17 protein-coding genes are annotated in these 24,966 nt (G+C 66.4%); 2 read left to right on the top strand and 15 right to left on the bottom strand.

The features are described from left to right. Positions 1 to 15 precede the first annotated feature (15 nt). The 6 genes from AC1VVG_RS18070 to AC1VVG_RS18045 all read right to left on the bottom strand — a co-directional run bounded on the left by AC1VVG_RS18070 (position 16) and on the right by AC1VVG_RS18045 (position 6,833). A complete protein-coding gene (locus AC1VVG_RS18070; RefSeq protein ID WP_124671050.1) occupies positions 16 to 1,152 on the bottom strand; it encodes a DUF2827 family protein in 1,137 nt (378 codons plus the stop codon). A 26-nt stretch (positions 1,153 to 1,178) separates the two neighbouring features. Next, positions 1,179 to 1,646, bottom strand: a complete 468-nt coding sequence (locus AC1VVG_RS18065; RefSeq protein WP_034190566.1) for a DUF4019 domain-containing protein — start codon at positions 1,644 to 1,646, stop codon at positions 1,179 to 1,181. A gap of 25 nt (positions 1,647 to 1,671) precedes the next feature. Next, a complete protein-coding gene (locus AC1VVG_RS18060; RefSeq protein ID WP_034190565.1) occupies positions 1,672 to 2,826 on the bottom strand; it encodes a DUF2827 domain-containing protein in 1,155 nt (384 codons plus the stop codon). Positions 2,827 to 2,840: 14 nt separating this feature from the next. Continuing rightward, positions 2,841 to 3,986 carry a DUF2827 domain-containing protein gene (locus AC1VVG_RS18055; RefSeq protein ID WP_034190564.1) on the bottom strand — a complete coding sequence of 382 codons (1,146 nt, stop codon included), beginning with the start codon at positions 3,984 to 3,986 and terminating at the stop codon, positions 2,841 to 2,843. Positions 3,987 to 4,369: 383 nt separating this feature from the next. Beyond that, positions 4,370 to 5,035, bottom strand: a complete 666-nt coding sequence (locus AC1VVG_RS18050; protein ID WP_034190563.1) for an OmpA family protein — start codon at positions 5,033 to 5,035, stop codon at positions 4,370 to 4,372. A gap of 124 nt (positions 5,036 to 5,159) precedes the next feature. Then, on the bottom strand, positions 5,160 to 6,833 hold the full coding sequence (locus AC1VVG_RS18045) for a YadA family autotransporter adhesin (protein WP_482835977.1): 1,674 nt from the start codon (positions 6,831 to 6,833) through the stop codon (positions 5,160 to 5,162). Here AC1VVG_RS18045 and AC1VVG_RS18040 point away from each other — a divergent pair. Further along, positions 6,796 to 7,422: a hypothetical protein gene (locus tag AC1VVG_RS18040; protein WP_482835976.1), complete on the top strand. Its 627-nt coding sequence runs from the start codon at positions 6,796 to 6,798 to the stop codon at positions 7,420 to 7,422. The genes AC1VVG_RS18045 and AC1VVG_RS18040 overlap by 38 nt on opposite strands. On the opposite strand, the gene AC1VVG_RS18035 is transcribed toward AC1VVG_RS18040, so the two are convergent. The 6 genes from AC1VVG_RS18035 to AC1VVG_RS18010 all read right to left on the bottom strand — a co-directional run bounded on the left by AC1VVG_RS18035 (position 7,367) and on the right by AC1VVG_RS18010 (position 17,571). Continuing rightward, complete coding sequence (locus AC1VVG_RS18035) at positions 7,367 to 13,168, bottom strand: ESPR-type extended signal peptide-containing protein (protein WP_482837181.1); 5,802 nt, start codon at positions 13,166 to 13,168, stop codon at positions 7,367 to 7,369. The two genes, AC1VVG_RS18040 and AC1VVG_RS18035, sit on opposite strands and share 56 nt — an antisense overlap. A 1,016-nt stretch (positions 13,169 to 14,184) precedes the next feature. Further along, positions 14,185 to 14,523, bottom strand: coding sequence for a hypothetical protein (locus AC1VVG_RS18030; protein WP_034185996.1), 339 nt, complete (start codon positions 14,521 to 14,523; stop codon positions 14,185 to 14,187). A gap of 318 nt (positions 14,524 to 14,841) precedes the next feature. After that, positions 14,842 to 15,744: a hypothetical protein gene (locus AC1VVG_RS18025; protein WP_034185997.1), complete on the bottom strand. Its 903-nt coding sequence runs from the start codon at positions 15,742 to 15,744 to the stop codon at positions 14,842 to 14,844. 95 nt (positions 15,745 to 15,839) lie between these two features. After that, positions 15,840 to 16,058 (bottom strand): hypothetical protein, encoded by a 219-nt coding sequence (locus AC1VVG_RS18020; protein ID WP_006480563.1) that lies wholly within the window; start codon positions 16,056 to 16,058, stop codon positions 15,840 to 15,842. A 238-nt stretch (positions 16,059 to 16,296) separates the two neighbouring features. Next, complete coding sequence (locus tag AC1VVG_RS18015) at positions 16,297 to 16,947, bottom strand: NADPH-dependent FMN reductase (RefSeq protein ID WP_034185998.1); 651 nt, start codon at positions 16,945 to 16,947, stop codon at positions 16,297 to 16,299. A gap of 318 nt (positions 16,948 to 17,265) precedes the next feature. Then, positions 17,266 to 17,571 carry an NIPSNAP family protein gene (locus tag AC1VVG_RS18010; protein WP_049028850.1) on the bottom strand — a complete coding sequence of 102 codons (306 nt, stop codon included), beginning with the start codon at positions 17,569 to 17,571 and terminating at the stop codon, positions 17,266 to 17,268. Positions 17,572 to 17,852: 281 nt separating this feature from the next. Here AC1VVG_RS18010 and AC1VVG_RS18005 point away from each other — a divergent pair, with 281 nt between their 5' ends. After that, entirely contained in the window at positions 17,853 to 18,641 is a 789-nt protein-coding gene (locus tag AC1VVG_RS18005; protein ID WP_049028849.1) for a GNAT family N-acetyltransferase, read from the top strand. A gap of 485 nt (positions 18,642 to 19,126) precedes the next feature. Here AC1VVG_RS18005 and AC1VVG_RS18000 read toward each other — a convergent pair whose 3' ends face one another. The 3 genes from AC1VVG_RS18000 to AC1VVG_RS17990 all read right to left on the bottom strand — a co-directional run bounded on the left by AC1VVG_RS18000 (position 19,127) and on the right by AC1VVG_RS17990 (position 24,617). Continuing rightward, the gene (locus AC1VVG_RS18000) at positions 19,127 to 19,780 is read right to left on the bottom strand and encodes a lytic transglycosylase domain-containing protein (protein WP_482835975.1); all 654 of its coding nucleotides are present in this window, start codon (positions 19,778 to 19,780) and stop codon (positions 19,127 to 19,129) included. A 104-nt stretch (positions 19,781 to 19,884) separates the two neighbouring features. Beyond that, entirely contained in the window at positions 19,885 to 21,240 is a 1,356-nt protein-coding gene (locus tag AC1VVG_RS17995; RefSeq protein ID WP_482835974.1) for a DUF3999 domain-containing protein, read from the bottom strand. Then, a complete protein-coding gene (locus AC1VVG_RS17990) occupies positions 21,237 to 24,617 on the bottom strand; it encodes a DUF2339 domain-containing protein (protein ID WP_482835973.1) in 3,381 nt (1,126 codons plus the stop codon). The genes AC1VVG_RS17995 and AC1VVG_RS17990 overlap by 4 nt, the downstream gene beginning before the upstream one ends. Between the last annotated feature and the right edge of the window lie 349 nt (positions 24,618 to 24,966).

The raw sequence follows: 24,966 nt of genomic DNA, 5'->3' as shown, positions 1-24,966 counted from the left end.
CGCGAGCGAAGGCGGTCAGCCGAGTGCGCGGCCGGCGAACAACGTCTGGATCTGCTCGGAGTATGCGCGGACGTTGTGCTCGGCGAGCGTGTCGACCTGGTGCAGGCAGCGGCGCGCCGCCGCCGCGTAGTCGTCGAGACGCGCGTCGTGCGTCTGTGCGGCGGTCGCGATCGCACGCGCCGCATCGAAGATCTCGAAGTCCGGATAGTAATAGCCGACGTCGCGCAGGAACGGCGAGTTGTGCACGAGCGGGTAGTTGCCGTACAGCGCGTCGTACAGCAGGTAGTTGAGGCCGTTTTCCCAGTGGTGTGACACGACGATGTCGGTGTGATGCGCGGCCCACGCGACGAACGGCGCGCGCACGTCGGCGGTCGCCTTGCCGTCGCGCACCATCTCGAGCCCGAGCGCGAGATGCTTGAAGGCGACGTTTTCCTTCTTGTCGAACGTGTTGGTCATGTACACGTGCTCGACGAGCTCCGGATGCGCGACGTAGCACGCGTTCGCGGCGAGCATCGGCACGATCGCGCTCTTCACGACGTTCAGGTTCGGCTCGAAGAACGCGATGCGCTTGGCCGTGCCGTGATTGCGGTAGCCGAAGCGCGCCTTCAGTTCGGGATCGGCGTCGAGGCTGCGCTCGATGAAATACGGCGACCAGATGTGCGGCAGCTCGATCACCGGCGCGCGGTACACGGCCTGGAAATAGGCCGCGCACGTGTGCATGTGCTGCGGGTTGGTCCAGATCTCGTCGAACTGCACGCGGTGCGGGTTCGGCTTCCAGTCGTTCTTCTCGAAGTTGATCGTCTCGACCGCGATCACGTAGTCGTTGCCGAAGCGGTACGACACGCACTTGCCGCCGCGCCGGCGCACGGCGTCCGTGTGCGACGGATCGACGAACGCATTCATCTCGATCAGCAGGTCGGTCTGGTGGACGACGGCCGACAGCGGCCGCAGCGCGTCGCCGAACGCGTCCATCATCAACGCCTGCGGATACTCGGTGATGCCGTTGTCGTGCGCGAGCCAGACTTCGCCGATCAGCGGCGACTGCTTCAGCAGCATGTACAGGTACACGCAGTGCTGGTTCGCGCCGTTGTACCAGATCGACTGCGTCGCGTCGCGCTGCACGTTCATCGTAATCGCGACATTGAGTTTCATCGGGGCGGCTCCGTGGGGCGGGCGGCTTATTGCGCGAAGTTCTGCGATTGGCGCGGCACGTAGCCCGTCAGGTGCCAGCGGCCGTCGTCTTCGAGGCGGAAGCTCAGCTTCTCGTAGACCGTTGCGCCGCTCGTCAGCGTGGTGGTGTAGTCGACGTTCGCGTAGAGGCCATCGGGCGTCGTCGACGCATTCGTGTAGCGGATCCGCGTGACCTGCGCCCAGCCGCGACGGCTGACCGCACCGACCGACTGGCGCGCATGCTGCATGTCGGCCGCGAACTGGTCCTGCTTGATGCGCGCCTTCACGAACGCGGCGGCGTCGGTCCACACCGCGCCGTACTGGCCGGCGTCGAGCTGCTTGAACACCGCATCCGAGTCGCGGAGCAGCGCGTCGGCGGATTCGCCGGCCGATTGCGCGTGCGCGCCGAGTGCGATCGAAGCGGCGGCGCAGCCGATCAGCCATCTGGCGCGGGTAAGAGGCAGGCGTGCGTTCATGTCGGAGTCCGGAAAGGGCGGCGCGTCACGCGTCGCGGTAGAGGGTGGCGATCGCGTCCGTATAGGCCGCGACGTTCTCGGGGTTGTAGATGCTGACCGAGTCGAGCACGTGCTTCGACTGCTCGCGGTACGCGTCGAGATTCGCGTCGTGCTCGGCGAACGCCTGCAGCAGCGCGCGGCCGCCGGCCTGGCAGTCGAAGTCCGGATAGAAATACCCGGCCTTGCCGAGGAACGGCGAGTTGTGGATCAGCGGATAGTCGCCGTACAGCAGCTCGTAGTACAGGTAGTTCTGCGCGTTTTCCCACGTGTGCGACACCACGGCATCGCCGTACGCGGCCATGAACTCATACACTGCGTAACGACTTTCGAACGTCGTGATGCCGTGGTTCACGATGTCGAGGCTCTTCGCGAAGTGGACGAACGTCGTATGTTCCTTCAGGTGGATCGTGTTGCACACGCGCACGAACTCGAGGAAATCGGGCTTCGCGCGATATGCCTCCTCGGTCACCAGCATCGGGATGACGCTCGTCTTCACCATGCAGATGTTCGGCTCGAACATCGTCACGCGCCAGCGCGGCTTGCCGGGCTGATAGCCGAACGACAAACCGGCGCCGAGCGTCGCCCGCGCCTTGTCGAACAGCATCGGATGCCAGATGTGCGGGACGATCGTGACGGGCGCGCGCAGGCCGGTCTGGTAATAATGCAGGCACGAGCGCTCGAACTCGGGAATCGTCCAGACCGCGTCGTACGGCGCGCCCGAGAACAGGAAGCCCGACGGCTTGTTGAACATCGCACGTTCGATGTCGATCACGTAGTCGTTGCCGACCCGCATCGTGACGACCTTGCCGCCGCGGTCGCGGAACGCGCGCAGGTAGTCGGCACCGAACTGCGCGCTCATTTCGATCAGCACGTCGCAGCGTTCCAGCGCTTCGTCCATCGACAGTAGCGGCACGTCCCACTCGCCGAGCATCATTTGCGGATCGGCGACCTGTTCGCCGCCGTTCACCATCACGGCTTGCGCGACGAGCGGCGACTGGCGCAGCAGCAGGATCAGCAGCAGGCAGTTCTGGAAGATGCCGTTTTCCCATAGCGACTGGCCGGCGCCGCGCACGAACAGCGACACGCCGACGACGAGACGCTTGCCCTCGCCGGGCGCTTGACGGGCATTGGAGTCCGACATGCGTATGCTCCGGTTCAGGCGACCAGACGCGAGACGAACGCGTCGAGGTTCGCGGGGTTGTCGATCGAGACCGACTGCAGCAGCCGGCCGGCTTTCGCGCGGTAATCGTCGAGGCGTTCGTCGTGATGCAGCCACGCCTCGAGCAATGCGCGGCCGCCCGCGGCGGCGTCGAAGTCCGGATAGTAATAGCCGGCGTCGCCGATCAGCGTGGAATTGTGGATCAGCGGATAGCCGCCGTACAGCACGTCGTAATACAGATAGTTCTGCCCGTTTTCCCAGTGGTGCGACACGACCGCATCCGCGTGGCGCGCCATGAAGCCCGGCAGGTCGAGTCGCGGTTCGAACGTCGCCTTGTGCTGGCGGACGAGGTCGAGGCTGTTCGCGAAGTGCACGAAGGTCGGATGTTCCTTCATGTGCATCGAGTTGACGACGAACATGTGTTGCACCGCGTCCGGCCGCGCGCGGTAGAACGCGTCGCATGCCAGCATCGGGTAGTGGCAGGACTTGGCGACCGAGATGTTCGGCTCGAGCATCGCGAGGCGCCACGGGCGCTGGCCCGGCCGATAGCCGAACGATGCGCCTTCGCCGGCGAGCACGGCGGCGCGGCGCTCCAGGAAGTATGGGGACCAGATGTGCGGCATCAGGTGGACGGGCGCGCGCAGGATCGTCTGCAGCATTGGCGCCGCGGTCTTGTCGTATTGCGGAAGCAGCCACACTTCGTCGAACGGCGCGCCGTTGAACACGTGTCCCGACGGTTTTCCGAAGATCGGCGTTTCGCACAGGCCCGCATAGACGTGCCCGCAGAAGAACGCGGCGATCTTCTTGCCGAGCGCCTTCATGTGCCTGAGCCATTCGACCGGCAGCTGCGCGCCCATTTCGATCACGACGTCGAGTTCGTGCGTGACGTCGGAGGGCTTCACGAGCGGGATGTCGAGGCCGTCGAGTTCGAGGCCGGCCGGCAGCGCGTTCGCGTCGCCGCCGTTCAGGAAATAGACGGGACCGACGCGATCCGAGCGCTTGAGCATCATCGCGAGGAACGCGATGTTCTGGTGAATGCCGTTTTCCCAGATCGCCTGGCCGTCGCGCGCAAACAGCGAGATGCCGACCGCCGGCCGTTGCTTGCGGGTGCCGCGCGCGGCGGCTTCATTGATGTCCGTCACCGGTTGGTTTCCTCTGCGGCGTCGTGCGTCCGGGCATCGCGTCGAGCGTCTGGCCTGGAAGCGGCGCGCCGTGGGTTGTCATGGTTGGATTCGCGCCGGTGCGCCGCGGCACGCGAATCGGGCGACGTGGTTCGCGAGGGCGGCAGCCGGATTCCGGCGTGTCGTCGGGCACGCCTGGCACGGCGCGCGATTCGGGCAGGCTGCCCCGGCGACTGTCTGCGGCGATTGTGGCATGGAAATCGCCGTTTTTGGCAGGCCGTGACGAACTTTGACATACCCACCGGCCCACGGGGGCGGGGCGCCGGCGAAGCGGCGCCCGCGTTGCCCGGCGCGGCCCTGGCGGCCTGCCGGACCGGGCCGCCGCACGTGCGGCGGGCGGCTGCTCAGTGCTGCAGCCGGATTTCGACGCGGCGGTTGCTCGCGCGGCCTTCGGGCGTCGCGTTCGACGCGACCGGATCGGCCTTGCCGCGGCCCGACACCGTCATCGAGTCGGCCTTCAGGCCGTGTGCCTTCAGATAGGCGGCGACCGATTCGGCGCGGCGCTTCGACAGCGCGAGGTTGTAGTCGTCGCTGCCCACCGAATCGGTAAAGCCGGTGACCGTCACCTGCGAGTACGTGTGGTCCTTGCGCTCGTTCAGCAGGCGGTCGAGCGATTCGCGCGCCGTCGGTGCGAGCGTTGCGTGGTCGGTGGCGAACAGCGCGTCGCCTGACAGGTTCACCTGTTCGACAACGGCGGCGGTGGCCGGCGTGGCGGCCGAGGCCGCTTCGGCCGGTGCGGCGCCGCACTGGAACACGAGCGTCGCGGGATCGGACTTGTCGCGCAGCGCGCGGGCCGAGTCGACGGCGCGTACCGGCTCTTCGCCGCAGATCTTGCGGGCGGCCTTCATGCAGGTCTGCGGGCCCGACAGCAGGCCGTGGCAGTCCACCTGAAAGGTACGCACGCCGTCGCGCGGCTGCAGTTCGGAGGCGCTGAAGGTCGGGCCGGATGCGGTCGAGCATGCGGCCAGGGCCGTTGCGGAGAGCGCGAGCGCAAGAGCGAGTTTGTTCACGGTTACATCCTCAATGCTTGGGTTGACTGAAGCCCGCCACGGGTTGCGCGGCGGGTTCGTCTGGCCGTCGGGGCCGCCACGGGCCGTCCGGCTGGCGAGCCGGACGGCCGCGTGGCGCGACGCGTTACTTCCACTGATAGAGCATGCCGGCGCCGATCACCTTCTGACCGCCGCTGAAGCCGCCGTTGATCGACGCCTTCAGGTTCTCCGTGATGCGCGCCTGCATGTTGACCGCCATCGCCTTCTGGCCGAGGAAGGTCGACGTGCCCACGCCCATCCCGAAGTTGGCGTCGCGATCAAGCTGCGGGATCGACGCCATCGCGCCGACGGCCGCGATACCCTGCTTCGCCATCTGGTCGGTCTGCTGCAGTTGCGAACCCAGCGAGTTGATCTGCGCCTGCTGGCCCGACAGTGCCGTCGACAGCGTCGTTTGCACCTGCGTCAACTGGTTCACGTTCACCGCGTCGGTGCCTTGCGTACCCGGCGCGACGTTCGTGATCTGGCGCTGCTGCTTGTCGTTGCCGACCGACACGACGTTCGAGCGACCGCCGTCGTTCGAATTCGCGCCGATCGCCACCGAGTTCGAGCCGGCGGTGACGGTCGGGACGTCGGTGCCCTTGCCGTTCATGTCGGCCGCGACGCCGTTGTTGTTCGCCGTCCGCGTCGTGTTGTTGTTGATCGACGTCGACAGCGAGTTCAGCGTGTTGTTGATGTTCGTCACGCCGGTCGACAGCGAGGCCACGTTGCTGTTCGTCGTGCTCAGGCCGGTGGACAGCGAACCGATGCCCGTCGAGGTCGACGTCGACAGCGAGTTGACGTTGCTGTTCGTCGTGCTGAGGCCCGTCGACAGCGAGTTGATCGCGGTCGAGGTCGACGTGGACAGCGATGCCACGTTGCTGTTCGTCGTGCTCAGGCCGGTCGACAGCGAGTTGATGCCGGTCGACAGCGACGCGACGTTCGACGCGGTGGACGTCGACAGCGTGTTGATCGCGTTGTTCGTCGCGTTCAGCTGGCTGCCGTTGATCGCGTCCGTGCTCGTGGCCGAGATCCGGCCGGCGGCGACGTTCGTGATCTGGCGTTCCGCGCCCGGTGCACCGACGCTGACCACGCCGACCGGCGAGCTGCCCGCGAAGAAGTACTGGACGCCGCCGATCGTGGCGCTCGACGTGCCGACGGCCGCGGCCGTGACCGAGTTGGCGCCGAGTGCGATCGAGTTCGCGACGTTCGCTTGCGCGTTCGTGCCGAAGGCGAGCGCGTCGGCGGCCGTGGCCTTGGCGGCCGAGCCGTAGGCCTGGGCGCCGGTGGCGCTGGCCGTGGCCTGGTTGCCCAGCGCGATCGTGTTGTCCGCGGTGGCCTGGTTCGCGCTGCCGAGGGCGAGCGCGCTGGCGCCGGTTGCGGTGTTCTGGTTGCCGAGGGACACCGCGCCGTCGCCGGTCGCCGTGTTGTTCGCACCCATCGCCACCGCGCCGGTACCCGTCGCCACGTTCGGATCGCCGATCGCGACCGCGCCGTCGCCGGACGCGGTGTTGCCCGAGCCGATCGACACGGCCTTGCCGCCCGTTGCCGACGCGTTCTGGCCGATCGCGACCGAGCCTGCGGTCTGCGCGTTCGAGCCGTCGCCGACGGCCACGCTGCTGGCGCCCGCCGCGCTGGCGTTCACGCCGGCGGCGAGGGCGTTGGTGCCGGTTGCGCCCGTGTTGTCGTAGTTGGCTTGCTGCGTGCCGTTGTCGTTGACGCTGTAGTAGTGCGTCTTCGCTGCGTTGATCGCGGTCGACGTCGAGGTCGACAGCGACGACACCGAGCTGTTCGTGCTGCTCAGGCCGGTAGACAGCGAGCCGATGCCGGTCGACGTCGACGTGGACAGCGACAGGATCGTGCTGTTCGTGCTGCTCAGGCCAGTGGACAGCGAGTTGAGGCCGGTCGAGGTCGAGGTCGACAGGGACGTGATCGAGCTGTTTGCCGACGAAAGGCCGGTCGAGGTCGAGGTCGACAGCGAGGTGATCGAGCTGTTCGCCGAGGACAGGCCCGTCGACGTGGAAGTCGACAGCGACGACACCGAGCTGTTCGTGCTGCTCAGGCCGGTGGACAGCGAGTTGATGCCGGTCGAGGTCGAGGTCGACAGCGAGGTGATCGAGCTGTTCGCCGAGGACAGGCCCGTCGACGTGGAAGTCGACAGCGACGACACCGAGCTGTTCGTGCTGCTCAGGCCGGTGGACAGCGAGTTGATGCCGGTCGAGGTCGAGGTCGACAGCGAGGTGATCGAGCTGTTCGCCGAGGACAGGCCCGTCGACGTGGAAGTCGACAGCGACGACACCGAGCTGTTCGTGCTGCTCAGGCCGGTGGACAGCGAACTGATACCGGTCGAGGTCGAGTCGACAACGACGTGATCGAGCTGTTTGCCGACGAGAGGCCCGTCGAGGTCGAAGTCGACAGCGAATCGATCGAGCTATTTGCCGAGGACAGGCCGGTCGAGGTCGAGGTCGACAGGGACGTGATCGAGCTGTTCGCGGACGACAGACCCGTCGAGGTCGAGGTGGACAACGACGTGATCGAGCTGTTCGCCGACGACAGGCCGGTCGAGGTCGAGGTCGACAGGGACGTGATCGAGCTGTTCGCGGACGACAGACCCGTCGAGGTCGAGGTGGACAACGACGTGATCGAGCTGTTCGCCGACGACAAGCCGGTCGAAGTCGAGGTGGACAACGACGTGATCGAGCTATTCGCCGAGGACAGGCCGGTCGAGGTCGAGGTCGACAACGAATCGATCGAGCTGTTGGCCGACGACAAGCCGGTCGAGGTCGACGTGGACAGCGAGGTGATCGAGCTGTTCGCCGAGGACAGGCCCGTCGAGGTCGACGTGGACAGCGACGTGATCGAGCTGTTCGCCGACGACAGGCCGGTCGACGTCGAGGTCGACAACGAATCGATCGAGCTATTTGCCGAGGACAGGCCGGTCGAGGTCGAGGTGGACAGCGAGGTGATCGAGCTGTTCGCGGACGACAGACCCGTCGAGGTCGAGGTGGACAACGACGTGATCGAGCTGTTCGCCGAGGACAGACCCGTCGACGTCGACGTCGACAGCGAAGTGATCGAGCTGTTGGCCGACGAGAGCCCCGTCGACGTCGAGGTCGACAGCGAGGTGATCGAGCTATTGGCCGACGACAAGCCGGTCGAGGTCGACGTGGACAGCGAGGTGATCGAGCTGTTCGCCGACGAGAGGCCAGTCGAGGTCGAGGTCGACAGCGAAGTGATCGAGCTATTCGTCGACGACAGACCCGTCGAGGTCGAAGTCGACAGCGAATCGATCGAGCTGTTGGCCGACGACAGGCCCGTTGAGGTCGAGGTCGACAGCGAAGTGATCGAGCTGTTCGCCGAGGACAGGCCGGTCGAGGTCGACGTGGACAGCGACGTGATGGAGCTGTTCGCGGACGAGAGGCCCGTCGACGTCGAGGTCGACAACGAATCGATCGAGCTGTTGGCCGACGACAAGCCGGTCGAGGTCGACGTGGACAGCGAGGTGATCGAGCTGTTCGCCGACGAGAGGCCAGTCGAGGTCGAGGTCGACAGCGAAGTGATCGAGCTATTCGTCGACGACAGACCCGTCGAGGTCGAAGTCGACAGCGAATCGATCGAGCTGTTGGCCGACGACAGGCCCGTTGAGGTCGAGGTCGACAGCGAAGTGATCGAGCTGTTCGCCGAGGACAGGCCGGTCGAGGTCGACGTGGACAGCGACGTGATGGAGCTGTTCGCGGACGAGAGGCCCGTCGACGTCGAGGTCGACAACGAATCGATCGAGCTGTTGGCCGACGACAAGCCGGTCGAGGTCGACGTGGACAGCGACGTGATCGAGCTATTCGCGGACGAGAGGCCCGTTGAGGTCGAAGTCGACAGCGAAGTGATCGAGCTGTTGGCCGAGGACAGGCCCGTCGAGGTCGACGTGGACAGCGAAGTGATCGAGCTGTTGGCCGAGGACAGGCCCGTCGAGGTCGACGTGGACAGCGAAGTGATCGAGCTGTTGGCCGAGGACAGGCCCGTCGAGGTCGACGTGGACAGCGAAGTGATCGAGCTGTCTGCCGACGACAGGCCGGTCGAGGTCGAGGTCGACAGGGACGTGATCGAGCTGTTGGCCGACGAGAGGCCCGTCGAAGTCGAGGTCGACAGCGAGGTGATCGAGCTGTTGGCCGACGACAAGCCGGTCGAGGTCGAGGTGGACAGCGAAGTGATCGAGCTGTTCGCCGAGGACAGGCCCGTCGAGGTCGACGTCGACAGCGAAGTGATCGAGCTATTTGCCGACGACAGGCCGGTCGAGGTCGACGTGGACAGCGAGGTGATCGAGCTGTTCGCCGAGGACAGGCCCGTCGACGTCGAGGTGGACAGCGAAGTGATCGAGCTGTTCGCCGACGACAGACCCGTCGAGGTCGACGTGGACAGCGAAGTGATCGAGCTGTTTGCCGACGACAAGCCGGTCGAAGTCGAGGTGGACAGCGAAGTGATCGAGCTGTTTGCCGACGACAAGCCGGTCGAAGTCGAGGTGGACAGCGACGTGATCGAGCTATTCGCCGAGGACAGGCCGGTGGAGGTCGAAGTCGACAGCGACGTGATCGAGCTATTCGCGGACGACAGGCCCGTCGACGTTGACGTGGACAGGGACGTGATCGAGCTGTTCGCCGACGAGAGGCCAGTCGAGGTCGAAGTCGACAGCGAGGTGATCGAGCTGTTAGCCGACGAGAGACCGGTCGAGGTCGAGGTCGACAGGGACGTGATCGAGCTGTTCGCCGAGGACAGACCCGTCGACGTCGACGTCGACAGCGAAGTGATCGAGCTGTTGGCCGACGAGAGCCCCGTCGACGTCGAGGTCGACAGCGAGGTGATCGAGCTATTGGCCGACGACAAGCCGGTCGAGGTCGAGGTGGACAGCGAAGTGATCGAGCTGTTGGCCGACGAGAGCCCCGTCGACGTCGAGGTCGACAGCGAGGTGATCGAGCTATTGGCCGACGACAAGCCGGTCGAGGTCGAGGTGGACAGCGAAGTGATCGAGCTGTTGGCCGACGAGAGGCCCGTCGACGTCGACGTCGACAGCGAGGTAACCGAGCTGTTGGTCGAGCTGAGGCCCGTCGACAGCGACGTGATACCGGTCGACAGCGACGCGATGGCGCTGCCCGACGTCGACACCGTCGTCGACAGCGAGTCCACGACCGAATTGGTAGCGTAGAGTTGCGAGCCGTTGATCGCATCGGTGCTGTTCGCGGCGATCCGACCGGCCGCGACATTGGTCACCTGACGCTCGGCGCCAGGCGCACCCACGCTGACCACGCTGGTCGGATTGCCGCCTTGGAACGTCGCCGTCACGCCACCGACAGTGCCGGTCGGCGTCGGGTTCGGCGCCGCCGTCGTGGAGCCGCTGCCGAGTGCAACGTCGCCGGCGTTGTTGGCCGTCGCGTTCTGGCCGATCGCGACTGCACCGTTTGCCTTCGCGTTCGCGGTGTCGCCGACTGCGACGCTGCTCGTACCCGCGGCGCTGGCGGCCACGCCGGCGGCGAGCGAATTGACGCCGGTCGCGCCGTTGTTGTAGTAGTTGGCCTGTTGCGTACCACCGTCGTTGACGCTGTAGTAATGCGTCTTGGCGGCTTCGATCGCGGTCGAGGTCGACGTGGACAGCGAGGTGATCGAGCTGGTGGAGGAGCTGAGACCGGTGGACAGCGACGAGATACCGGTCGAGGTCGACGTGGACAGAGACAGGATCGAGCTGTTGGCCGATGACAGACCCGTCGACGTGGAGGTCGAAAGCGACGTGATCGAGCTGTTGGCCGACGAGAGGCCCGTCGACGTGGACGACGACAGCGACGTAACCGAGCTGTTAGCCGAGCTGATGCCCGTGGACAGCGAGTTGATGCCGGTCGAGGTTGAGGTCGACAGCGAGGTGATCGAGCTGTTGGCCGACGACAGACCCGTCGACGTGGACGACGACAGAGACGTGACCGAGCTGTTTGCCGAGCTGATGCCCGTGGACAACGAGTTGATGCCGGTCGAGGTTGAGGTCGACAGCGAAGTGATCGAGCTATTGGCCGAGCTGATGCCCGTGGACAACGAGTTGATGCCGGTCGAGGTTGAGGTCGACAGCGAAGTGATCGAGCTGTTGGCCGAGCTGATGCCCGTGGACAACGAGTTGATGCCAGTCGAAGTCGAGGTCGACAGCGAAGTGATCGAGCTGTTGGCCGACGAGAGGCCGGTCGACGTGGACGACGACAGAGACGTGACCGAGCTATTGGCCGAGCTGATGCCCGTGGACAGCGAGTTGATGCCGGTCGAGGTCGAGGTCGACAGCGAAGTGATCGAGCTGTTGGCCGATGACAGACCCGTCGAGGTGGACGACGACAGCGACGTGACCGAGCTATTGGCCGAGCTGATGCCCGTGGACAACGAGTTAATGCCGGTCGAGGTCGAGGTCGACAGCGAAGTGATCGAGCTGTTAGCCGACGAGAGGCCCGTCGACGTGGACGACGAAAGCGACGTAACCGAGCTGTTAGCCGAGCTGATGCCCGTGGACAACGAGTTGATGCCGGTCGAGGTCGAGGTCGACAGCGAGGTGATCGAGCTGTTGGCCGACGACAGGCCCGTCGAGGTGGACGACGACAGGGACGTGACCGAGCTGTTAGCCGAGCTGATGCCCGTGGACAACGAGTTAATGCCGGTCGAAGTCGAGGTCGACAGCGAAGTGATCGAGCTGTTGGCCGACGACAGACCCGTCGACGTGGACGACGACAGCGACGTGACCGAGCTGTTAGCCGAGCTGATGCCCGTGGACAACGAGTTGATGCCGGTCGAGGTCGAGGTGGACAGCGACGTGATCGAACTGTTAGCTGACGACAGACCCGTCGACGTGGACGACGAAAGCGACGTGACCGAGCTGTTTGCCGAGCTGATGCCCGTGGACAACGAGTTGATGCCGGTCGAGGTCGACGTCGACAGCGAAGTGATCGAGCTGTTGGCCGACGAGAGGCCGGTTGACGTGGAAGTCGACAGCGAACGGATCGAGCTATTCGCCGACGAAAGGCCGGTCGACGTGGAGGACGAAAGCGACGTAACCGAGCTATTGGCCGAGCTGATGCCCGTGGACAGCGAGTTGATGCCAGTCGAGGTCGAGGTCGAGAGCGACGAAATCGAGCTGTTTGCCGACGACAGGCCGGTCGACGTCGAAGTCGACAGGCTGCCGATCGCGCTCGTGGTCGTGCTCATGCCGGTGCTGAGCTGGGCGACGGTGACCGCGTCCTGCGGTGCCGAGCCGTCGGCGACGTTGGTGATGCGGCGCAGTGCCGTGGAGCTGCCGACGGACACTTCCGACAGCGGTGCGGCGCTGCCGGTGAGGTAGCCCGTCCCGCTCGGTGCCGCAGCGCCGGTCACGCTGCCTGCACCGATCGCGACGCTGGACGCGTAGTTGGCCGTGCCGCCGAGTGCCAGGGCGTTGGTGCCGGTTGCCGTCGCGGCATTGCCGATGGCGGACGCGCCGGAGCCGGCCGCGGTGGCCGCCGAACCAAGTGCCGTGCCGTTGGTGCCTGCCGACGTGACGACCGCGTTCGAGCCGATCGCGATACCCGACGTCGTTGCCGAGTTGACGTTGGAAAAGCGGCCCAAAGCAATGGCGTTGGTGCCGGCTGCAACGGCACCGCCCGAGCCCGAACTGTTGCCGCCGCCGATTGCGATCGAACTGCTGCCCGACGCCGTGGAGTCGTTGCCGACCGCCGTCGCCCCCGTGTTCAGCGCCTTTGCGCCCGAGCCGATACCGATCGCGCTTGCGCCGGTCGCCGTCGTGGCCTGACCGAAAGCCTGCGAATAGTTGCCCGACGCCGTTGCGTTCGCGCCGATTGCAATCGACGTCGAACCACTGGCCGTCGTGGTGCTCCCGTTGTTACCGCCAATTGCGATCGCCTGTGCGCCCGTTGCGGAGACGCCGCCCCCGCCGTTGCCTGCTACATACTGCGCATGCGCGACGCCCGCCCCCGCGACGAGAACGGCGGCTGCAACGGCCTTCACGACGGCCGACTTGTTCGGCTTGCCCCGGGCCGAATCGTGTTCCGATGCCGCGACCCAGGCGCCAAGAGCTTCGTTCCAGATCGAGCGGTATGTGCGGTTCATGTCCTGCTACCTCCAAATGTGCACGCCACACACCGGTCTCTTTTGTTAGAGGAATGCTCCGTGCGCTCGCGCGAATCTCAAAATTGATGGGCGGAGTTTATTGGAGGTGGTTTTTATAGATTGATAAAAAGTGATAAATAGACGGTTTTGAAAGTTAAAAGATGGTTAATGAACCGCGTTTCTGCGTGTCAATGAAGAATGATTTTGAAAGATGTAAGAATGTGTCTCGTTGGGTTCTGGCTTGCTTGGGGTTGTCAATATTTTTGTATGAAAATCATGTACTTACACTTGTTGTGTGGGCTGGGTTACACAAGCGAACGCCTCAAAAGTAAGACAAATGAAATAGCAAACGTTTGCGCATCGGCAAATTCTTTCAGCAATGTAATGTTGATTTGCCGGCCGATGGATAATGTCTTTGAAATCTTGTTAACCTGTTAATTTGAGATTTAACTCAAATTGATTTTTATTTAAATTGATTTCGTGAAAATCAATTTAATTGAAAATATTGAATATCCGACTGTGCTGAATTGCGCATCCTGGCCGACGCCGGTGCCCGTCTGACGGGCGTTCCGGGCCGGCAGGTTCGCCAAAGTTGTAAAAAAGTGCTACGGAGCAATTGATCAGCGCCCAAGCATTCTTTTTCGGATTTGTCCTATTGACGATATCGGCGTGTAAGTGGAGCGGGATGGGCGGGACAATCGGCGGGAGGCCGCCCTGTGGCGGTCTCCTGTCGGGTAACGACAGATTGTTGAACGCGCCGGCAGGGCATGTCGGCAGGGCCCCCAAATTGTCAGATCAGGGGTGACAATTGGCCCGTGTGCCGCATAAAAAAGGGCGGGTACACCTGTGTCGGGGACGCGACATATGGCGGCTACGCGCGCTCGACGCGTCGAAGCTTCAAACCGACAACTGCTGGCCAAGGCGGAACAACGCGGGTTCGATGCCGTGCCCCGTCCCGGAAGCACGGGCGATCCTTTGTGTCTACATGCCGACTTGCCGAACGAGCGTGGCCGCCGTCACGGTCTCACTGCGGGCGTACAGTCGATGGCCACGGTGGCGGACGGCCCCTGCGTCGCACTCGATCCGGCCAGCGCGGTCAGCAACCCGGCCTGATTGGTCAGGCACTGAACGTTGACCGTATGCGCGTCGATTGGAGTCATCGTGATATTGCGGCCTTGCCACATGAAGACAAGGTTCGTCGACGGGATGTTCAAAGGCGTTGTCGTGCCGGTGGCGGTGCATTGGCCACCGGAGGGCGAACTGCATTGCAACGAGATGGAGGAGCCGGCGGCGAATGTGGTGCCGGCGGCGCCGGCAAGGACGATCCCGGCCACGGCATGGGAAATCGATTTCATTTGGAATCCTGAGTAGTATATGGGAGGCTTGACGATCCGGCCGCGCCATGGCCTGACTCACGAACCGTCAGCCCTCTCGCGACGCGTGCGGCGACATCCCCGGTACGGCCAGCGCCGGCCTGTCATCGCGCAACATAACGTACGTTGGCGTGACGACGCATGTCAAGAAAATGCAGGGCCTGAAAGCGATTCGGTCGTAGCGGTAGCGAGTGCCGGCCGAGGGGCGGCATTTGCGAACCTCGAGCGTGCCTGTGACGGTGTTCCGCAGACGCGGCGATCGCCGGTTGCCGGACCCGGCAACCGGGCAATCCTCCGGTCTTACTTCTTCAGAAACCGCAGCGCGAACCGCGCCATGCGCGGCACGAACATCGGGCGCAGCAGGCGCTCGTCGTACCCGGCCATCCGCCGGTCGTTCTCGGCCAGACACAGCTCGATCAGCTCGCGCGGGTTCAGCGCGTCGCCGATATCCGCGGTGCCGGTCGCCGGGAAGTTCGCGTCGCGCGCGGCGCCATTCGCATCGATGCCGCGCGCGATGTTCATGCGGTCGCGAATCAATTGCACCCACACCGCCGCGACACGCGCGAAGAACCACGGCCGGCGCCACCACGGCATCGTGCGCCAGTACCACGCATACCAGTTCACGAAGAACAGGATATGGCGGCCTTCTTCCTGGATCACGGGCTCGAAGGTGTCGACGAGCTCGGGCGGGAAATAACCGGAGCGCTGCGCGGAGCGGAACAGGCCGAATGCGAAGAAGCTGTCGATGCATTCGCTGAAGCCCGTCATCATCCACGACCATTCGGGATCGGTCGGCGCCGGGTAGGGCGGCTCCGGCGCGAGCCGGATGCCGTAAGCCTCGACGAGCTTCGACAGCACGACCTTGTGGCGGGCTTCCTCGTTGCCGTCCATCTCGAGCGCGCGGCGCAGCAGCGGATCGCCGACCGTCGCCGCGTAGGTGGCGACGCGGATCGACGCACGGCCTTCGGTTTGCACCGCGATGTCCCAGATCGGCAGCGACGTGAGCCGCCGAAGTTCATCGGGCTTGAGCGGCGGCCAGTCGATCACGGCCGGCTTGTACGGATTGTGTGTGTCGAGCAGCATGCGGCAGAACATCTGCATGTGCGCATCGGAACCGATCCGGACCGGACCTTGCCTCTCGAAGGTCCAGTTGCGCATTGCGTGATCTGCGGCTGCGTGCTCTTCCTGCAGCGTGTCACTCATGGCTATTGTTATGCGATTGCGGATCGAAAGATTCTTGCACAGCTTCCGTAATCGCGTATTTTCGAGTGGCCATGTGCACGCCGGCCCGGCGGACGTCAAGCGTTGGTGTCGACCCAGAGGCGGCCCCAGCGCGACGCATAGGCGAGCGCGTGCTCCTCCTCGAAGAAGAAATCGATTGCATCGAACGACACGGAGCGCGGCGACGGCCCGCCGCTCGCCCGCTCGATCGTCAGGTTGGCGGCGAACAGCCCGTTCGGCAACCGGGCAGCGGCGGGAGCGACTTCATAGCCCTTGTAGCGGATCGTACGGTTCATGGCATGCGCGGAGAAAGTTCGGACTTTCAGCGTACGAAAACCTGCCGGCGCCGTGAACCAATCTTTCGGCCAATGCTAATCACGCGGCAGGCCGAATCGTTATCGAGGGGGGACGCGGGGGAAGGGCGACGCAGGGGAGACGACGGCGTGCGCGGCCGGCGGTCGCGCATCGGAAAACGCGCCGCGCGCGCCCGTCGAACCTTGTCGGCCGGGCGCGCGCGACGTAATGCGGCGGAGATTACTGGTTGGCGATCTTCAGCACGGGGGCGAGCGCATCGACCGATGCCGCGTGCGACGCTGCCCGATGCGATGCGAAGGCGAGCGCAAACTCGGCCGCTTGCGCGCCGACCGTCTCGAGCTGCGCGGCGACTTTCGGATCCGAGCAGTCGTCGGCGCTTTCGAAGCGTGTTTCGAGCGTGTTCACGGTCGCGCCGAACGGCGTCGGCCAGCCGCGCAGCGCATGGACGATCGACCGCACCGACGTGAGCACGGTGCCGGCCGCCTGCCAGCCGTAAGCGGTGACGATCAGGCCGACCGCGCGGCCGTCGAGATAGGGGCGTTCGTCGGCGCGCAGTTCCTCGAGCGTATCGAGCGCGTTCTTCACGAGACCGGAGACGCCGCCGTGATAGCCGGGCGTCGCGATGATGATCGCGTCGGCCTGGCGCACGGCGTCGATCAGTTCGCGCTGCGCGTCGGTCAGCGTTTTGTGTTCGGGGGCGTAGTGCGGCAGCGTATGCAGGAACGGGCCGTCGAACAGGCGCGTTCGTGCGCCGGCAGCCTGTGCACCGCGCAGCGCGAACGTCAGCGCGCGTTCGGTGGACGACGCGGCTCGGGTGGTGCCGCCGATACCGACGACGAACGGGCGGCGGTGTTGATCGAATGCAGTCAAGGGGCGCTCCTGGGGGATGGCTTGCCCGGCTAAGCACAGGCTTAAAACCAGATGGTAACGACCCCGCCGCCACTCTGAAAACGACTTTTCGTTCTATCGATATGCCGCGCGACGGGGCAAACGTGTGCGAGGCCGCGCAAATCGATAGCAGAAATGCTTGGTTGGGACGGTGCGCCAAGGTCGATAAGATGAATCCGTCTCCTCCATGATGTCTCTACTGACATGGGTTGGCCCCGCCGCGCGGATGCAGGCGGGGCTTTTTTTTGGTTCATCGAGGATGGCCGGAAAACGGGGCGCGATGCTTTCGGTCGTGACGCGTTATTCGAATACCGGCCGGAAGAAGCTGCGCTCATAGCGGACGATGCAGCGCGTTTCCTCCGCGTAGCGGAACGCGGCCTGGCAGGCCGGATCCTCCATCGAGCGTTCACGGTAGCGCTCGTATTCGGCGAGACTCGGGAACGAGAACATCGCGAGCGCGATGTCGTTCGCGCCTTCGGACGGCAGGAAGTAGCCGTGATGCGTGCCGCCGAACTTTTCGACGAGCGGAATCCACATCTTGCCGTAGGTTTCGAACTCGGCGAGCTTGTACGGATCGATGACGTAGCGAAGGAAGCAGGTGACCATGAACACTCGCATTGCGGTATGGGAGCAGCGAGTCTGGAGCGCGTCGCCGCACGTGTCAACGGCATGCGTGCCCGGCATCGATATCGCCGCGTGACGGGGTGCTTGCGCGAACAACGATCGGTGTGATTTCAGGGGTTTGCAACGACACGTGCGGCGTTGCGGGACGTACCGTTTTCATCGCGTCCGCCACGCCCGCTTCCCCAAACTTTTACGACATTTTTTCTTGCGACAGCGGCTGGCGCGCTCATAGACTTCGGGCATCCCCATCACGGAGCATGGCCATGTCGATACCCTGGAACGCGATCGCCGAACGTCCTTCCGTCGCGCCGCCTTTCGTGAGCGCCGACCGGGTGGTCGTACGGCGTTTCGATCCGGCATTCGACAGCTATGCGCAACTCACGCCGATGCTGCATCGCGCCTTCGCGCGGCTCGGCGCGATGGGGCTGAACTGCACGTGCGTCGATCAGGACGAGGACGTCACGCGCCGCCGCGCGGAAGCCGGCGAGTGCTACGTCGCCGTCCGTGGCGGGCGCGTCGTCGGCACCGCGACGCTGTATGCGACCGATCCGTCCTCGGCATGCTCGCTGTACCGGCGCGAAGGCGTCGCGAGCGTGCGCCAGGTGGCGGTGGACCCCGATTGTCAAAGCCGCGGGATCGGCGCGTTGCTGCTGTCGTTCGCGGAGCAGTGGGCCGCGTTGCGCGGCTACACGCTGCTCGCACTGGATACGCCGCATCCCGCCGCGCACTTGCTGGCGTTCTACGGCGCGCAGGGCTTCGAGGTCGTCGACGTGATGCGTTTTGCCGGCAAGCGCTACGACAGCGCGATTCTCTGCAAGCGGCCCGTCGCGCATGTTGCGCGGCGTGTGTCGCCGGTGTCGCGGCTGGCCGCACGGGTCGCGGCCGTGCGGCGTCTTGCGTATGGGTTGCCGTCGCGCGTGGCCGCGGTGGCCCGGCGCGATCTGCACGTGCGCCGCGGCGCGGGCTGGGCCGCGCGTCGTGCGGCCGGCGCCGCAAGCTGCCGCTCGTCGCCGTGGCGGCCGCGCCAGCACGGGCGCTACACGTTCGGCTGAGCGCCGCGCCCCGGTTCCCTTTCCGGTTTTTGCCGCGTAGGCGTCACGTGAGCGGAGTGTGGCGCTCCCGCTCGTGTACGGCCCTCGATACCCCCCGCCGCGTCGCGGCGAACGGACGTTTACGCGCTTTTTATGCGCTGGCGTGATCCTTTGCCGCGGTCTTCACGCGAACCTTCATAAGATGGTCGTATGGAACCCGGACGCGGCTCGTGCGGTTGCACGCAGGCAGCCGTCGCGCGACGCACCGGCAAGAGGACGCCCACCATGCCTCTCGCTCATGTGGCTCATGTGACATGACTCGCGCCGCGTGCGCTGTTCCGCCATCCGGTGATGTTTTGCACGTACGTCGGCAGCATCCCGCCGACGCTTGCTCGAAGCGCCGCGCTGTTCATCCAGGTCGAAGCGCCGGCTGCATTACCGCACAGCGCGAAACACGGCGGGGCCGCGAAGACGCTTTCGGCGCCCCCTGGTGTCGCGCGTCGCGCTCAGGGATTAGCGGCCGTCCGCAGTGCATTGGCCGGGGTGCCGTTCGACCGGCGCAATTGCGCATCGAATTGCCGCACGCGCAGCGCGACGCGCTGCGCATAGCGTTTCGTGCCGCCGTTGTAGCGCACGAGCGCGGTTTCGATGTCGCCGTCCGCATCGTCGAGATAGCCGCGGAAGATCGCCGCACCGATCCGCACGTTGGTTGCCGGATCGGACAGGTCTTTCACATGCGCGACGAGGTCGCGGTGCGCGGCGGGCAGCACCTGCATCAGCCCGCGCGCACCCGCGACGCTGGTCGCGTGGCGATCGAAGCCCGATTCGACCGCGATGATCGCGAGCAGCAGCGCCGGTGCGAGCCCGTAGCGGTCCGATTCGGTCTGCACCGCGCGCGCGATCGTGCAGGCTTCGGCATACGCGACGTGAAAGCGGTTGCGCAGTGCGGTGACGATCGTGTCGAGGGTGGGCGACGGCGACGCGGCGGGCGTGCTGGCGGCGGTCACGGGCACGGCCGGCGCGTCGTCGGCGTGCGCGGGCAGCGCGACCGACAGCGACAGCGCGAACGGGAAAAGCAGCGCAAGCCGTTTCAACGGCAGCGTCGGGCACGGACGCGTGCGCAGTGCCGGCCGGTCGTGCAATGGATAGGTTTCCTGCATGTCGTCGCGTCATGGTTCCGATGCGACGACTGTACGCAGTTACGCGTTGCGACCGTCGAAAGAAACGGGCGTGCCTAATAAACGCTGCATAAAGACGCGCGGCGTCACGCGTCGCGGCCGCGCGAGTCGCCGCCGCCTTTCGCGAGTCGCCACGCGATCGTGCCGAGCACGCCGACCGCGACGACCAGCGCGCCCCACAGCACGAAGCGGCGAGTCGCGTCGGTATCGGCGGGCGCCGGCGCGACCGCCGATACCGGCAGTGCCGCGCCGACCCGTGCGGGCCGCACTTCGGGCGCCATGCCGACCAGCAGCGCCTCGCGGCTCACCGCCGACGACACGAGCGACGCGTTGCCGACACCGAGCGTAAACGGCGGTGTGCCGCGCGCGACGAAGGTCAGCGCGGCCGGATGCCAGCCGATCGCGACGGCCGGCTGCCCGCCGCCGAACCCGCCGTTACGCATGTCGACGACGATCCGCCATGCACGGTCCGTATTCGCCGCGAACTCGAGCGGCGGATTGCGCTGCTCGCCGGCCTTGCCCTGCAGCCGGAACAGCACGGCGCCCGCGACGTCGCGCCACGGCACCTGCGCGTCGGAGCGGCTCTGCAACGTCGCGCGCGCAACCGTATTCGGTTGCGGCAGGTCGATGCGCACGCGATCGACCGGATAGGCGCCATCGGTGTCGAACAGATACTCGCCGGCCGTACCGCCGGCACGCACGCGCACGGCGTTGCGCCATTGGCGCGGCACGGACGCGGTATCGGTTCCGCGAGCGTCACGCGGATGCGTCTCGACGTCGATCGACGCGATCGCGGGTGCGTCGTCGAGCCAGTCCAGCCGCAGGTAGCGGGGCGCCGCGCCTTCGAGTGCGATACGCTCCTGCACCAGCATGTCGTCGCCGTGGCCGACTTTCAGCAGTTGCGTGCTGCCGAGCGACCGCCAACTGCGCAGGTCGTCGCTCGCTTCGATCGCGACACGTCCCTGGTAGCGGTCGTCGCCCACATGCACGAGCAGCGCGTCGATGGTGCCGTCCGTATGCGACAGGTCGACGAGATCGGTGCCATGTTTCGTGCGCGCCGGCGCGGCGCTTGCCGCGCGCAGCGCGCCGTCCGGGCCGACCGTCACGCCGAGCGGCGCGCCGCCGTTGTCGGCGCGGGCCGGCGGCAGCGGAAACCAGTGCACCGGCGTGCGCGTCGGCGGCACTGCGGGCGTGGTCGCGGCGGGGGCGTCGAGCGAATACGGCACCGGTTCGCCCGCGCCGTTGAAGATGCGCACGTCGCCGAGATCGTCGCGCCGGCTCGCCGCATACACGCGCTGCGGCACGGTGAGCTGGTAATACGCGGCGCTGCCGTCGAGGTCGAGCGCGAAGCGATGTGTCACGCGTGCGACGTCCGGCATGCCGTCGGCCGCCGCGAACGACGCGAGCAGGCTCAGTCCGAGCAGGGCGGCGAGTCGCTTCATGACTGCTCGTCCTGTTGTGCGGCGGCTTTCGGCGGCAGCGGCGAGAAATAGCCGATCAACAGCAGCAGCACGCCGATGCCGATGAACGACACGATGCGCTCGATGCCGGTCACGTGCGACAGGTCGAACAGGAACAGCTTGATGACCGTGAGCGCGAGCAGCGCGGCGCCGACGAACCACAGCGGACGCAGCCCGCGGCGCGTGGCCCAGATCGCGATCGCGAGCGCGCAGAGCGTCCAGTACACGGATACCGAGGCCTGCACGAGCGTCGATTCCGCCATCGCGCCGAATTCGTACGGCACGCCTGCCCAGTGATGCAGCGTGCGCAGCAGGATCGCGTTCAGCCACAGGAACGCGGTGGCGCCGGCCGCGCTCAGCAGCGCGACGCGATACTTGCCGAACGACCCGCCGAGCTTGCGCGCGCGGATGAACCACGACGCGGCGAGCGCATAGACGACTGCTAGCACGAGATCGAGCGGGTTGAAGAGCGGCACGCGCGCCCAGCTTCCGCCGTCCTGCGTGAAGTTCGCATAGAAGGTCCACATCCACATCACTACGATCAGCGGCAGCGACGCGAATGCGCAGATACGGGCGATGCCGTCGCGGCGCGTCAGCCACATCCCGGCGAACGCGAACAGGCTCCAGCCGACCATGAACACCTGCTGGATGCCGAACGACGACAGCACGGTGTCGAGGTCGTAACCGGTGTGGAAGCGGTGATGCAGCGTGCGCAGCATCAGCGCGTTGAACCACAGGAACACGGTCGCGATCGCCGCATAGTCGACCACGCGCGGATGCCACGCGACGCCGAGCGCTTTCAGGCGGCGCAGCCACGCGGCGAACGCGACGAAGACGAGACACTGCGCGATGTCGAGCGGATTGAGCAGCGGCAGCCAGAAGAGGGGTGCCGCGCTGCCGTCGCTGACCGTGCTCGCGATGCTCCATAACCACAGCAGCGCGGCGAGCGGCGCGGCGCCCCACACCTGGTACGCGCGCGGGAACGCCGCGACCGGCCAGCGCAGCCGCGCGCCGGGGCCCGACACGAGCAGGAGCAGCGCGCCGAAGCCGTATGCCCATGCGCTCCAGCTCCATGCGCCTTCGGGGACGAACGCGCGCAGGCGCCAGAAGCCTTCGAGCGACAGCAGCCCGCACAGGGTCCAGAACATCAGCGTATGCAGCGGCGCGACGATGCCGGCGGCAATCGATGGCACCGTGCCGCTCCCGGCATCGGCGCGAGCCGGGCCGCGCGCCTGCCGCCACAGTAATGCAAGCCCCGCGCCGACGGCGACGGGCCATGCGAATGCGCCGATACCCGACAGCGGGGCTTCATGCGCATCGAACGCGCGCAGCGCGAGCAGCGCCAGCACCGGCGTGAGCGCGAGCGCGGGCCATTCGGCGAGCGGCCACGCGAGCTTGCGGCGCGCGACGTGCGCGAGCCACGCGGTGCCGGCCGCGAACAGCGCGGTCGTGTCGACGACGAAGCGGTCGGCATGCAGATCGACGTGGCGGCTTGCATGGACGAGGATCTCGTGCAGCCCGCCGCTGACCCACCACAGCAGCCCCCATGCAGCGGCCGCGACGCCGATTTCCGGCATCCACGCGTGCCACGCGCGCGCTTCGTCGCGCCCGTGCAGCCACCAGCCGGTGAACAGCCCGGCGAGCGCGATCAGCAGCATCGCGATGTACGGGCTGTTGAGCACCGGCAGCGCGGTGGCGTCGGCCGGCCCGAGCAGGCTCGTGAAGAACGCGCCGGCCGCGGCGATCTGCATCAACAACCCGAAGCCGAACGGCAGCAGACGCTTCTGGCGCACGCCGAGCCACACGATGGCCGCGCCTTCGATCGCCCACGCGGCGCTCGTTGTCGGCCCCGAAAACGCGAGCGGCACGGCCAGCGTCGCGAAGATCACCGCGAGCGCGAGCATCGATTCGAACAGCAGCCCGAGGCGGTCGCGGCGCCGCGCGAGCCAGGCCGCGACCGCAACGTAGAACGCCGACAGCGCGACCGCGCTCCACGCGAGCCCGAACGGCATGCCTTTCACGAGCGACGCCTGCAGCGCGGTCGCGACGATCGGCGTGCCGAACACGAGCGTGCCGTCCACGTAGTGCCGCAACGCGATTTCGCGTTTCAGCGCATACAGCAGCGCGATGCCGACATACATCAGGAAGAACAGGATCAGGAACGGCTCGGTGCTCGCGAACAGCGCGGGACGGTAGGCCGTCACGCCCCAGGCCGAGCCGATCGTGAACGTGAAGACGAAGCCGAGCAGGTTCAGCGGACGCCATGCCTTGAACCACGCGATCGCGAAGATGCCGGCGTTCAGCAGCGCGTAGTAGCTGAACAGCGCGACGTGGTTGCCCTGGCCCGTCGACAGCAGCACCGGTGCGAGGAAGCCGCCCGCGCTGCCCATGAACGCGAGCGGCAGCGCGTTCTGCCGCACCGCGAGGAACGCGCTCAGCGCGCAGACCGCGACCATCAGCGGAAACGCGGCGCCGACCGGAAGCAGCGCGTAAAGCTTCGTCGCGGCGAAGATCGTCAGGTACAGGATGCCGATGCCGCCGCCTTGCAGCACGAGGCCGTACGCGGCGCGGCGTGCGCGCACGCGCCAGCCGATCGCGAGCAACGCGGCCGCGGCGAGCGCGGTGCCCGCGAGGCGGAATTCGATCGGCAGCATGTTGTTGTCGGCCGCGTACTTGAGCAGGAACGCGACGCCGAAGAACAGCACGATGATGCCGACGCGCACGACCGTGTTGCCGCCGAGCAGCCAGTCGCGCGCGGCGCCGAATGCGCGGTCGACGAGGCCGGGTTCGCGCGGCGCGGGCGGGGCAGGGCGGGCGGGTGCGGCGGCGGGACTTGCCGTCGGGCCGACGGGAGCCGACGCGGGTACGGCCGGACGCGCCGCGGTGGCCGGCGCGGGCGTCGCGGCAGGCGCCGGGATCGAGGCGGCGGCCGATGTGTCTGCTCGTGCGGCGGCAGGTTGCGCGGGCTGTACCGGCGGTGGCGGGACGGGCGTCGACGGCGGCGCGGTTGCCGCACCGGCCGGCACCGTTTGCGCGACGCTTCCGGCGGTCGCCGCACCGGCCTTCGCGCCGGCCAGTTGGGCGCGCAGCGAGTCGAGTTCGCGCGTGAGCGTGTCGACGGTCGCCTCGAGGCGCGCGACGCGATCGGCGAGCGGCAAGGGCGCGGAGGGCGATGTCGCGGACAGCGCGAACGCATCCCGAGCGGCGGGCGTGTTTCTGGGATGGCGTTGCTGAAGTGCGCGACCGATGGCGAACCCGGCGGCGGCTCCGAGCAGCGCACCGCTCGCGGCCGAGAAATCCCCGATCAAGGCGGCGATGCCGCCCACGACGAAACCGATTACGGCGAATGCCCAGTTCAACGCCTTGCTCCCTCTCGCTATCGTTATCGTCCTTCGATCGCGGATCGCACCGGATCGAGGCGGTTTCAGCACGGCCGGCAGGCGAACCGGCAGGCGCGTGCCGCGTGGGTGGCCTCTCGTGCGAAAGGCCCGCGGCGACGTCGCGCTCAACGTGCTTGCGGGGAATGTAACACAGCGGACCGTCGCGGATTTCCGGGGTGGGCGCGGTATCGCGGCGTGCGCCGTCAGGTGTCGTCGCGCGGCTTTTTGCACGGTCATGCTTTTTACCGGTGAATGCGATGGATGTTTTCGTCTGAACAGAGCGCCGCCGGATCGGACGCGGATTTGTCGCAAAGCGACGCGCGGCCGA

This window comes from Burkholderia sp. L-4 (assembly GCF_056856535.1).
The sequence above is the reverse complement of the archived record's forward strand: the minus strand, read 5'-3'. Positions and strand labels throughout refer to the sequence as shown.